The 12238-nt window shown below is 66.8% G+C and carries 7 protein-coding genes; 5 read left to right on the top strand and 2 right to left on the bottom strand.

Features of this window, described 5'->3' with window-relative positions:
* Positions 1-41 precede the first annotated feature (41 nt).
* The 4 genes from JQ621_RS30820 (at position 42) to pdeM (ending at position 5879) form a co-directional block, all read left to right on the top strand.
* A complete protein-coding gene (locus JQ621_RS30820) occupies positions 42-980 on the top strand; it encodes a class I SAM-dependent DNA methyltransferase (RefSeq protein ID WP_212240612.1) in 939 nt (312 codons plus the stop codon).
* Positions 981-1097: 117 nt separating this feature from the next.
* Positions 1098-2327: an ABC transporter substrate-binding protein gene (locus tag JQ621_RS30815; protein WP_212240611.1), complete on the top strand. Its 1230-nt coding sequence runs from the start codon at positions 1098-1100 to the stop codon at positions 2325-2327.
* 165 nt (positions 2328-2492) lie between these two features.
* Positions 2493-5165, top strand: a complete 2673-nt coding sequence (locus JQ621_RS30810) for a ligase-associated DNA damage response DEXH box helicase (protein ID WP_312015458.1) — start codon at positions 2493-2495, stop codon at positions 5163-5165.
* Between the two features lie 42 nt (positions 5166-5207).
* Positions 5208-5879, top strand: coding sequence for a ligase-associated DNA damage response endonuclease PdeM (pdeM, locus tag JQ621_RS30805; protein ID WP_212240610.1), 672 nt, complete (start codon positions 5208-5210; stop codon positions 5877-5879).
* Positions 5880-6144: 265 nt separating this feature from the next.
* On the opposite strand, the gene JQ621_RS30800 is transcribed toward pdeM, so the two are convergent.
* Complete coding sequence (locus JQ621_RS30800; RefSeq protein WP_212240609.1) at positions 6145-7005, bottom strand: LysR family transcriptional regulator; 861 nt, start codon at positions 7003-7005, stop codon at positions 6145-6147.
* A 106-nt stretch (positions 7006-7111) separates the two neighbouring features.
* Between JQ621_RS30800 and JQ621_RS30795 the strand changes: the two genes are divergently transcribed.
* A complete protein-coding gene (locus tag JQ621_RS30795) occupies positions 7112-8017 on the top strand; it encodes a DMT family transporter (protein WP_212240608.1) in 906 nt (301 codons plus the stop codon).
* A gap of 247 nt (positions 8018-8264) precedes the next feature.
* Here the strand turns inward: JQ621_RS30795 and JQ621_RS30790 are convergent, their stop codons facing one another.
* Complete coding sequence (locus JQ621_RS30790) at positions 8265-11852, bottom strand: tetratricopeptide repeat protein (protein ID WP_212240606.1); 3588 nt, start codon at positions 11850-11852, stop codon at positions 8265-8267.
* Between the last annotated feature and the right edge of the window lie 386 nt (positions 11853-12238).

Here is a 12238-nt window from a genome sequence, read left to right as displayed (position 1 = left end):
GCTGCGCCTCCAATTCTTCGAGTCGTCGTTCCCGGTTCCCTATGCCGCTCCGCCTGTTCCTGACCTCCGGCGATCTCATGGCCGACCGCCGTTTCGAGTTCGCGCGCGACCTCCAGCTCAAGGGCGATCTGCCCGCTGCCGCCGACCTGTTGGAGCAGGCGATCGAGCTCGCGCCAAACTTCACGTCCGCCTGGTTCACGCTCGGCGAGATCCGCCAGCAGCTCGGCGAGCGCGACAAGGCGATCGCAGCATTCCGGAAAGCGCGCGTGTCCGACCCCGAGGACCAGCACGGCGCCGGCCTGCACCTGGTGCGGCTCGGCGACGCCGAGATGGCGGAGATGCCCAAGGCCTATGTGCAGGCGCTGTTCGACCAATACGCGCCGCGCTTCGAGCACGTGCTGATCAACGATCTCGGCTATCGCGCGCCTTCGCTGATCTTCAAGGCGGTGCTGGCGGCGCGTGTCGCGGCGAAGAAGCCGGCCTTCTTCAAGCGCACCATCGATCTCGGCTGCGGCACCGGCCTTGCAGCCGCGGCCTTCGCCAAGCAGGTCGATCATTTCATCGGCATCGATCTGTCCTCAGGCATGATCAAGGAGGCGCGCGCCACCGGGCTCTATGCCGAGCTCGAGGTCGCCGACATGATCGAGGGCTTGCGCACCAAGCCTGACGCCAGCGCGAACCTCGTCGTTGCCGCGGACGCGTTCGTCTATCTCGCCGATCTTGCGCCTGTTCTCGCCGAAGCCAGGCGCGTGCTCGTCGCCGGCGGCACGCTCGCCTTCACACTGGAGACGCACGCGGGCGATGGCATCGTGCTTGGGGAAGGCCTGCGCTATGCCCATTCGGCGGAATATGCGCGCGGTGCGATCGCGAAGGCCGGGCTCAAGCTGCTGACGCTGGAGCCGTGCTCGCCGCGCAACGAGAACAACGAGCCGGTGCGCGGTCTGGTCATCGTCGCCGAGAAAACTCAAGAGAAAACTTGAGTCTAGGCGCTAGGATTTCTGCAATTTGAGCGTCATTGCGTCGCAATGCGACGACTTCCTGCTTGCGAGCGAAGCTGCGATGCCAGCACAATGCGCGCACCAGGGAGAGAAACAACAATGACCAAGAATCCATCGCGGCGCGATGTCAGCGCCGCCGCGTTCGCCACCATCGCCGCATCGGTCCTGCCCGCGCCTTACGTGTGGGCCGCCGAGAAGAAATACGACGCCGGCGCCAGCGACACCGAGATCAAGATCGGCCAGACCGTGCCGCATTCCGGCCCCGGCTCGCTCTACGGCGTGCTGGGCCGCGTCGGCGAGGCCTATTTCCAGATGCTCAACGAGGGCGGCGGCATCAACGGGCGCAAGGTCAATTTCCTCACGCTCGACGATGCCTACAGCGCGCCGAAATGTGTCGAGGCCACGCGGCGCCTCGTCGAGCAGGAGGAGGTGCTCGCACTCTACGGCTCGCTCGGCACCGCGCCGCAGACGGCCGTGCACAAATACCTGAATTCCAAGGGGGTGCCGCAGCTGCTGCTCAACACCGGCGCCTCGAAGTGGAACAACCCGAAAGAGTTCAAGTGGACGATGGCGGGCCTGCCGCTCTATCCGACCGAAGCGCGCATCCTGGCGCGCCACGTCCTCAATGCGAAGCCGAATGCCAAGGTCGGCATCCTCTACCAGAACGACGATTTCGGCCGCGACTTCCTTGGCCCCTTCAAGAAGGTGCTGGCGGACGCCGGCGGCACCGCATCTGTCATCATGGAGCAGACCTACGATCTGACCGATCCCACGGTCGATTCCCAGCTCATCAATCTCTCGAAATCGGGCGCCGACGTTTTCTACAACATCTCCACCGGCAAGGCGTCGTCGCAGTCGATCCGCAAGGTAGCCGAGCTCGGCTGGAAGCCGCTGCAGCTGCTCTCGGCCGGCTCGACCGGCAAATCCATCCTCAGCGCCGCCGGCTTCGAGAATGCCAAGGACATCGTCTCGATCAGCTATGCGAAGGATGCCGGCCCCGGCCGTTGGGAAAAGGATCCGGGCCCCACGGCGTTCGAGGAGCTGCGCAAGAAATATTTACCCAATATCGCTCCTGATAACACGATCGCCTATGCCGGCTACGGCCAGGCCGTCACCATGGGCGAGATCCTGCGCCGCTGCGGCGATGAGCTGACCCGGGCCAATGTGCTGAAGCAGGCCTCCAACCTCAACGGTTTCCACTCGCCGTTCTTCCTCGACGGCGTCACTTACAGCTACACCCCCGACGACTACACGCCGATGAAGACGCTGTTCATCCAGGTCTTCAACGGCAAGGACTGGGAGGTCTCGGACAAGCCGGTGGTGGAGTAGGCTCTCTCGGCAATCGAGATGCCGTAGGGTGGGCAAAGGCGCACTTGCGCCGTGCCCACCATCTCTTCATGGTCGCGAATAATGCGTGGGCACGCTGCGCTTTGCCCACCCTACGGGACCTTCCACCCCTCGACGAACCCTTTCCCGCGGCTTACGTGTGATGCCGTGCCGCCCCGCATCATCAAAGCCACGGCCGAGCCGGCCACGCTGCTGCCCGACCGCTTCCAGGCGTGGTTTGCGGCGCGCGGCTGGTCGCCGCGCGAGCATCAGCTCGCGCTGCTGGAGAAGGCGCGCGAGGACGCCAGCGCGCTGCTGATCGCGCCGACCGGCGCCGGCAAGACGCTGGCGGGATTTCTGCCGACGCTGGTGGAGCTGTCTTCTCCCTCCCCCCTTGTGGGGGAGGGCCGGGGAGGGGGGCGGCCACAAGCACTGCTCGTGGGGCTACCCCCCTCCCGGGAGCCTGCGGCTGCCGACCTCCCCCACAAGGGGGGAGGTGACAACAAGCTCGTCTCCACCGGCCGCGGCGTTCAGCGCAGCGCCGGCCTGCACACGCTCTACATCTCGCCGCTGAAAGCGCTCGCCGTCGACATCGCCCGCAATCTCGAGCGGCCCATCGCCGAGATGAGCCTGCCGATCAAGGTCGAGACCCGCACCGGCGATACGCCGGTGTCGCGGCGCCAGCGGCAGCGGCGCTATCCGCCTGACATCCTGCTGACGACGCCGGAGCAGCTCGCGCTGCTGCTGTCGTCCGACGATGCGCCGTTCCTGTTTTCCTCACTCAAGCGCATCGTGCTCGACGAATTGCACGCGCTGGTGACCTCCAAGCGCGGCGACCTGCTGTCGCTCGGCCTTGCGCGGCTGTGGCGGCTGGCGCCGCGGATGCGCGCGATCGGCCTGTCGGCGACCGTCGCCGAGCCGGACCAGCTCGCGCGCTTTCTGGTGCCGCAGCCGGGCGGGCAGGAGGCGGCTGCCGACATCGTCGTCGCCGGAGGCGCGGCGCCGCCGCAAGTGCAGATGCTCGATACGCGCGAGCGGCTGCCCTGGGCCGGACACAGCGCACGCCATGCGCTCCCTGAGATCTACGAACTGATCAAGCAGAACAAGACCACGCTGGTGTTCGTCAACACCCGCAGCCAGGCCGAGATGCTGTTCCAGAACCTCTGGAGCATGAACGACGATGGCCTGGCCATCGCGCTGCATCACGGCTCGCTCGACGTCGCCCAGCGCCGCAAGGTCGAGGATGCGATGTCGGCGGGAAAACTGCGCGGCGTGGTCTGCACCTCCTCGCTCGATCTCGGCGTCGACTGGGGCGACGTCGATCTCGTCGTCAATATCGGCGCGCCGAAGGGCTCGTCGCGCCTGATGCAGCGCATCGGCCGCGCCAATCACCGCCTCGACGAGGCCTCGCGCGCGGTGCTGGTGCCCGCCAACCGCTTCGAGGTGCTGGAGTGCCGCGTCGCCATCGACGCCATCGCCGAGAATGCGCAGGACACGCCGCCGCTGCGCACCGGCGCACTCGACGTGCTGGCCCAGCATGTGCTCGGCTGCGCCTGCGGCGAGCCGTTCTTCTCGGATGAGCTCTATGCCGAGATCCGCACCGCCGCGCCCTACGCCGATCTCACGCGACAGGATTTCGACGACGTCGTCGATTTCGTCGCCTCCGGTGGCTACGCGCTGAAGACCTATGAGCGCTTCGCCCGCATCAAGCAGGACAAGGAGGGCCGCTGGCGCGTCGCCAATCCGAAGGTGCGGCAGAGCTACCGGATGAATGTCGGCACCATCGTCGAGGACGACATGCTGAAGGTGCGGCTGGTGCGCTCGCGTGGCGGCGGCACCGGCTCGACCGGCGTGATCGCGCGCGGCGGTAGGTTGCTCGGCGAGATCGAGGAAGCCTTCATCGAGGGCCTCTCCCCCGGCGACACTTTTGTCTTCAGTGGCGAGGTGGTGCGTTACGAAACGCTTGTGGAAGACCAGGTCTATGTCTCGCGCGCACACGACAAGGATCCGAAGGTGCCATCTTATATGGGCGGCAAGTTCCCGCTCTCGACCTATCTCGCCGAGCGCGTCCGCCGCCTGCTCGATGATTCCAGGGCATGGAAGGGTTTGCCGGAGCAGGTGCGCGACTGGCTGTCGCTGCAAAAGGACGTCAGCCGCGTGCCGGCGGTGCGCGAGCTGCTGGTCGAAAGTTTTCCGCGCGCCAACAAGCATTACATCGTGTGCTACCCCTTCGAGGGGCGTCTCGCACACCAGACGCTCGGCATGCTCTTGACGCGCCGGCTGGAGCGCGCACGCGCCCGGCCGCTGGGCTTCGTCGCCAACGAATATGCGGTGGCGATCTGGGCGCTCGGCGATCTCTCCTTCATGATCCGCAACGGCAAGCTCGACCTCAACGCCCTGTTCGACCCCGACATGCTCGGCGACGACCTCGAGGCCTGGCTCGCCGAATCCGCACTGATGAAGCGCACCTTCCGCAATTGTGCGATCATCTCCGGCCTGATCGCGCGGCGCCACACCGGGGAGGAGAAGAGCCGCCGCCAGGTCCTTTTTTCGACCGATCTCGTCTACGACGTGCTGCGCAAGCATCAGGCCGATCACGTGCTGCTGCGCGCCGCGCGCGCCGATGCCGCCACCGGCCTGCTCGATTTGCGCCGCCTCAGCGACATGCTGATGCGCATCCAGGGCCGCATCACCCACCGGGAACTCGACCGCGTCTCCCCGCTGGCCGTGCCCGTGATGCTGGAAATCGGCCGCGAGTCAGTTTATGGCGAAGCTGCAGACGAGCTGTTGGCCGAAGCCGCCAATGAGCTGGTCAATGAGGCGATGGACAGAAGCGGGTAGGACGTGACGGCAGGCGCGCTGGATTCGGGGGATGATGAAGATATGCGCGTTTCCAGGGTCAGCATCAGCGATGTGACCTTTGCTGCCGATCTTTCCGGCGCCCTCTATTGGGACGAGCAGCGCCTGCTGGTCGTCTCCGATCTGCATCTCGAAAAAGGCTCCAGCTTCGCCACGCGCGGCGTGCTGTTGCCGCCTTACGATACGCTCGCGACGCTGAGCCGGCTCGCTGCTGTCATCTCCCGCCATAATCCAAAAACCGTCATCGCGCTCGGCGACAGTTTTCACGATCGCTCCGCGCACGAGCGCCTCTCGTCAGACGATCGCGACGCCGTTGCTGCGCTCCAGACTGGCCGCGACTGGATCTGGATCTCGGGCAATCACGATCCGATGCTGCCGCGCGATCTCGGCGGCACCATTGCTGTCGAAGTCGCGATCGGACCGATCACCTTTCGCCACGAGCCATCAGGCGCGCAGGGCGAAATCGCCGGCCATCTCCATCCCAAAGCACGCGTCTCCGCCCGCGGCCGTTCGATGGAGCGGCGCTGCTTCGCCAGTGACGGCCTACGCGCCGTGATGCCGGCCTTCGGCGCCTATGCCGGCGGCCTCAGCATCCGCGATGCCGCGTTCGCGAAAATTTTCCCGAAGAACGGCTTTGTCGCGCACCTGCTCGGCGACCGCCGTGTCCATGCGATCGCCGCGTCACGGTGTTACTAAGGGCCGGCTCTCGTAGGGTGGGCAAAGCGTAGCGTGCCCACCATCTGCCAATTATTGAAGGATCGTGGGCACGGCGCTTCGCGCCTTTGCCCAACCTACGAATGCTGACGTCGCGGCGGCAGCACGCTTCGTAGGGTGGATTAGCCCCGCGGATTGCGCGAAGCGCAAACCGCTAGGCGTAATCCACCAAGGTTCGTATCCGCGGAGACAGAAGTGGTGGATTACGCCTTCGGCTAATCCACCCTACGCACCGACCTCCTGGCGACTACGCCGCCTTCGCCTGCACGGTCTCGCAGAACTCGGCCAGCCGATCCGCCAGCCGCAAGGTCGCAGAGCTGGCATTCGGCGCGGCCATCAGCGCGACCTCGGTCTTGTTGATCGGCGCAAAGCCGTCTTTCGCCGTCAGGACGCGATGGTCTGACTGAATCGACATCTCCGAGAGAATGCTTAAGCCCATGCCGGCGGCGACCGCGGCCTGGATGCCGGCAAGGCTCGACGACATGTAGGACATGTGCCAGGCGCGGCCGGCGCTCTCCAGCGCATGGATCGCGCCGGCGCGGTAGAGGCAGCCGAGCGGAAAGCCGATCAGCGGCACCGACGGTGCGTTGACATCAACAGGATGGCTCTTGCTGGTGACCCAGTGCACCTCCTCGGGCCAGGTGGCGATGGCGCCCTTGCCGCCGGCTTCGCGCTTGTAGAGCGCCAGATCGAGCTCGCCGCGTTCGAGATCGCGGGCGAGGTTCTTGCTCTGGTCGGCGCGCACGTCCAGCCGCAGGTTCGGATGCGAGCGCGTGAACGCGCCCAGCAGCTTCGCCAGACGATACGCCGCAAAATCTTCGGGGATGCCGAGCCGGACCGCGCCGCCGTCGGGCTCGCGCAGCACGTCGCGCGCCTCTTCCGCGAGCGCCAGCAGCCGCCGCGCATAGGACAGCAGCCGCTCGCCGGCCTCGGTCGGGCGCACGTCCTTGCCGTCGCGGAGCAGCAGCAACTGGCCGACATCGTCCTCCAGCCGCTTGATCTGCTGACTGACGGTCGATTGCGTGCGGTGGACGCGCTCGCCGGCGCGGGTGAAGCCGCCGGCCTCGACCACCGAGACGAAGCTGCGCAAAAGCTCCAGATCGAGCATCCCCGCCTCCATTCGAAAATCCACTGGCTGCGAGTTAATCATTTAATTTCCAAATGGCAAGCGCGGTCCCTAGATCGGGGGCCAGAGAAAAACATCCGAGAATGCCATGTCCCTCGCTCCCTCGATTCCGGTTCCCCGCAGCCGCTTCAACACCTTGCCGCTCGCGATCGGCCTGTTCTGCCTGCTCTGGAGCTATGCCTTCGTCGCCGGCAAGATCGGCGTCACCCATTGCCCGCCCTTGATCCTGCTCGCTGCGCGCTTCTCGCTCGCCGGCATCCTCATCCTCGGCACCACGCTGATCCGCGGCGACTGGTCGTTGTCGTGGCGTGATGTCCTCATCTTCACCGTGATCGGCATCGCCAACAACGCGCTCTATCTCGGGCTCGGCTACACCGGCCTGCAATCGGTCTCCGCCGGCCTCGGTGGATTGATCGTCTCGGCCAATCCGGTGTTCACCGCCGCGCTCGCGGCGCTGCTGCTCGGCGAGGGCATGACCTGGCGCAAGGCGAGCGGCCTCCTGCTCGGCATCATCGGTGTCACCCTGATCGTTTGGCATCGCTTGTCGGTCGGCACCGACAGTCTGCACGGCATCATCTTCACGCTGGCGTCGCTCGCCTCCATCGTATCAGGCACCATCCTGTTCAAGCTGCTCGCGCCCAAGGGCAGCTTGTGGATCGGCAACGGCGTGCAGAATCTTGCGGCCGGCATCGTGCTGACGCCGATCGCGCTGACCTTCGCCGACGTGCACGCGATCGACTTCACGCCGGGCCTGATCGGCGCCTTCGCGTTCCTCGTGCTTGGCGGTTCGATCCTCGCCTACTGGCTCTGGTTTCATCTCCTGAAAGTGTGTGGCGCGACCGCGGCCAGTGCCTATCATTTCCTGATGCCCCCGCTCGGCATGCTGTTCGCCTTCCTCGTGCTCGGCGAGCATGTCGAAGCGCGCGACCTGTTGGGGATCGTTCCGGTGGCGCTCGGCATCTACCTGGTGACGCGTCCGGCAAGGCCACGCTGACGATCACCGCACGGCTGCGGCTGCTGGAGCCGGCGTGCGGACGATGATCGAGGCGCCGTAGCTCTCCATCGTCGTCCTGGCGAAAGCCAGGACCCATTACCCCAGGGAGGGGTTGTAGCGACAACTCGCAGTGACCGACCTGGGAAGAATAACTGCCAGCCTCCGCCAAACCGAATTCGGTGGCAATGGGTCCTGGCTTTCGCCAGGACGACTTTAGAAATTCGCTGTTGGAGTCGACCGACTGCGCTCAATGCGCCGCTGACGCCGACTTCTTCGTCGCGACCGGCTTTGGCGCCGGCTTGGTGGCTGCCTGCGGCGCGCTGTCCCAGCCGCCGGCGGGCGTCGCCACATTGACCGCGTCGTCAGGCTGCGGCTCGGCACTGAAGGTCTGGATCGCGAGCTTGGCGGCGGCGAGCGATTGCGGGTCGAGGCGTTTTGCGACGTCGTCGCGCTTGCCGGACGCGTCGGCGTCGCCCTGTGCCGCGGCGAGGCTGAACCATTTGTAGGATTCGGCGAGGTTCTGCTCCACGCCGATGCCGCGGGCGTAGAGGATTCCGAGGTTGAACTGACTGTCGGCGACGCCGCGATCGGCTGCTTTCCGGAACCACTGCGCCGCGCTCTTGTAATTGGCGCCGCGTCCGCCGCCGTCGGCGTCGAGCACCGCGAGATTGTGCATCGCCTTGGCGTTGCCGCGCTCGGCGGCCTGCGTGTAGTAGCGACGGGCGATGTCGGTGTCCTTCTTCACGCCGAGGCCCTTTTCGTAGAGGGTGCCGAGGCGGAAGGTCGCGGGCACCACGCCGGCCTGCGCCGCGCGGTCGTACCATTTGGCGGCTTCGTCGTAATTCGCCGCGACGCCCTTGCCTTCGGCAAAACGCACGCCGATCTCGTAGGCCGCGGTCGCATCGCCCTTCATTGCAGCGACACGCAGGGCGGGACCGGCGATGCCGTCAGGCAGTTTCTCGCTCGGCGGGATCTGGACGACGCTCAGTCGTGCGCGGCTCGCGCCCGTCAGCGCACCGGTGATGTCGCTATTCGCCGCTGCCGGGGGCGGCGCTGCCGCGGCGGGCGCGGCTGGAATTTCGACCGAAGCCGTGCTGCCGGAATTCGTCACCGGCGCCGGCGCGGCGTTGTTCAACGACTGCTTCCCGATCGGTGTCGGGGACGTCATCGACGGCGTGACCTGCTCGGGCGCCGCGGGCTTGATCTCGACCGGCGGCTGGGCTTGCGGAGCCGGCTGGCTCGATGTGTTTTCCATTGCCTGCGGCGCCGGCGGCGTGCCGCCGCCTTCAAGCAGGTTCATCGCCATCTTGAAGGTGCCGAGCACGATCACGACGACGCTGGCGCCAACCAGCAGCGAGCGGATCTTCGACGTGATGGTCGATCCGCCTTCCGGGCCTGCGGCCTGTTTCTTCTCCTTGACGCGGGCCGCGATGGCAGCCTTGGCGCCACGCGCGGGCTTCTCGGGCGGCTGCGCGGCGGCGGCCTGCGCGGCGCGGCGCGCGGCCGCGATGAAACTCGACGACGACACCGGCTCCTTCGGAGCGGCGGGAATGTCGCTGATCGCGCTCTCGGACGCGGCGATTCGCTCGGACGGCGTGGCGGGGCGACCGTTCGGACGCGTACCAGGCTCGAGCGGATGATCCGGCGGCAGCCCAGGCGCGATCGCGGCGCGTGCGGGCGCCGCGTGCGGCTCGAGGATCTCGCTGATGGCGCGCGGCGGAACCGGTTGTGCCATCGGCAGCGGCGGCGGCGCTGCGGGGGCGGCGGCGGCGTGGAATTCGCGCGGGGCAGCCATGAAGGCGGAGTGCGCGTGCGGCTGCGCGGCAGCTGGATTGGGCAGCTCGGGCTTCGGGTCGTAGCCCGGCTGCGGTGGCTGCGGCGTCCATTGCTCGCGCGCCATCGGCGCCGGATCGACCGGAGCTGCCATCGACGTTGGCCCGGGCAGGGGCGCGGCCATCGGCTGCGGCGCGGGGGCAGGGGCGGGCGGAGCGGTGCGCACGGCGCGCAGGTCGCCCTCGATCATGCTGAGGCGATCGACGACATGACCGAGCGTGTTGTGCACGGCCTCGAGCGAATCCTGGGTGCTGCGGTTGGTCTCGGCCTGGCTGTAGCGGATGTCGGACAGCTCGCGCTTGACGAGGTCGACCATTCCGGAATCGGGCGGCGGCGCCGAATTGCGGCTCTCGGCGAGCGCGGAATAGGTGGCTTGCTGCCGCTCCAGGTGCCGCAGGATGTCGTGCAGCCCGTCCTCGACACGGCTCAAATTGCCGCCGCGCGAGTCGGAGGCGGCTTCGATCCGCTCCAGCAGATAGGAGACCCGCTGCTCCAGATGCGCGAAGGTCGACGCCGAATCGTTGCCGACCTGCATGCGGTCGAAACGATCCGACAGCGCGCGGATCGCGGCTTCCAGATGTTCGGTGCTCTCGGTGGCCTGCGGCCGCTCGCGCGTTTCCAGCGCAGCGGTGAGCGCGGCGATGCGCTGCTCCAGCACGGCAAAGCTGTCGCCGCGGTCCGAGCCGCGATTGACCTGATCGACCTTGGACGCCAGCAACTGCACGTCCTCGGAGAGACGTGCCAGCGCTTCGTTGGACGCAACGTTCGAGACGATGCCGCGCAGCGCCGAGATCGCGCCTTCGAGCTGGCGCACCGTCGAGGGATCGTCATTGGCGCGCAGGATCATGTCGAGCTTGCCGCCGAGGTTGCGGATCGCCTCGTCATAGCCGGCGAGCTGCTCGGCAGGGGTCAGCGTGCGCAGCACCTGCTTGATGTCGGACAGCGCGCGTTCGATGCCGGCGAGAACCTGGCCGTCGGTGCCGTTGGAGCGGGTTTCGTCGATGCGCCGGTGCAGCGAGCGGATCTCGTTCTCGATCGATTCGATCGCGCGGCGCGGCATCGCCTCGGTGATGGCCTGGCGGATCTCGGCGAGCTCGGAGCGAAAGGTGTTGATCGCCTGCGCGGTATTGTCGGGGCGCTGCAGCGATTCGATCTGGCTCGTGATCTTGAGCAGATGGCGCTCGAGCGACGAGAAATCCGGCCCTGCCTGAGCTGGCGGCGGCGCATAGGCGGGCGCGGGCGGCGCCATCGGCGGCGCATAGGGAGCAGCGGCAGGCGCGATCGACGGCGCGGCGCGCGGCGGCACCTGCCGCGGCGCAAATCCATCGAGCTCGCTTTGCCGCGCGGTGATCTCGGCAACGGCGACGTCGAACGATGCGGGGCTCAAGGGCGGTGAATTGCGGTATACTTGCGCGGCCGCGCGCTCGACCGCATCGGCCTGGCGCTGGCGCGATTCGACGGGGCTTGGTGCCGGCCGCGGCGCCTGAAATTGCGGCGCTTGAGGCTGCTGGGGCCGCGAAATCTGCGACAGGCGGGCATCGAGCCGTGAGATCGCATCGTTGAGCTGGCGTGCGACGCCCTGCTCGCGCGAGACGTCCTGTCGTGATGGGTCTTGTCGTGAAGAATCTTGTCTTGAAGAATCCTGGCGCGGTGCGGCGGGTTTTGAAATCCGTTCGATCTGCTGGGCGATCGCGTCGAGCCGCTGATGGATGTCGGCGACTTCGCGACTCTCCTGGCTGAAGCCTTGGCCCGAGTCTTGGCCCGAGTCCTGGCCCGAGCCTTGGCCCGAGCCTTGCCCCGGCATCCGCTGAGCGCGCGGATCCGGTCGCTGATCCTGACGCGGCTGCTCGTAAGGCCCGCGAAAGTTCGGCGGGGCAGTCTCGCCGAGCGTGGAGTTCAGCCAATCGTTGAGCGACATTCCGGCACGGCGCGCAGCAGCTTCGGCCCGCTCCCTGACGGATGGATCGATGCCGTCAACACTCCACGATACGCGCGAATTCATGACTCTGTCCGGTTCCGACTCCGGCGCCCCACCCGGCGCCTCCAGTCTCCCCACGCGTTCCGTTTGCAAGACAATCGAATTCGGCGCGGGTCGTCTGCCTCGAATTCCGACTTTTGTCCGTTACGGTAAATAACGGGTTAAGGAACCTGTCGCGGGTGTCTTAAAGTTGGGCGGCGGGAACATGGGGAGCCTTGCGCCGATGTTCGCCATGGCCGGGATTGGCCCCGCATAGGCAATGCAAAATCCGTCATCCTGAGGAGCCGGAGCGTAGCGGCGCAATCGCGCCGCTTGGCGGAGGCCTCGAAGGATGACGGAAGCTGTACGGCATGTCCCTGCGATTGCCCTGCGCTTGCGGGAGAAGGAGCGCACCGTCGGCGTGGCACAGA

It is taken from the genome of Bradyrhizobium manausense (assembly GCF_018129685.1).
Classification (GTDB): domain Bacteria; phylum Pseudomonadota; class Alphaproteobacteria; order Rhizobiales; family Xanthobacteraceae; genus Bradyrhizobium; species Bradyrhizobium manausense_D.
This window is presented reverse-complemented; position numbering and strand designations above follow the sequence as displayed.

Coding starts and splice junctions, on each gene's coding strand:
- pdeM (WP_212240610.1), top strand. CDS start 5,208: ATGCGCGTTTCCAGGGTCAGCATCAGCGATGTGACCTTTGCTGCCGAT.
- JQ621_RS30820 (WP_212240612.1), top strand. CDS start 42: ATGCCGCTCCGCCTGTTCCTGACCTCCGGCGATCTCATGGCCGACCGC.
- JQ621_RS30800 (WP_212240609.1), bottom strand. CDS start 7,005: ATGCTCGATCTGGAGCTTTTGCGCAGCTTCGTCTCGGTGGTCGAGGCC.
- JQ621_RS30790 (WP_212240606.1), bottom strand. CDS start 11,852: ATGAATTCGCGCGTATCGTGGAGTGTTGACGGCATCGATCCATCCGTC.
- JQ621_RS30815 (WP_212240611.1), top strand. CDS start 1,098: ATGACCAAGAATCCATCGCGGCGCGATGTCAGCGCCGCCGCGTTCGCC.
- JQ621_RS30795 (WP_212240608.1), top strand. CDS start 7,112: ATGTCCCTCGCTCCCTCGATTCCGGTTCCCCGCAGCCGCTTCAACACC.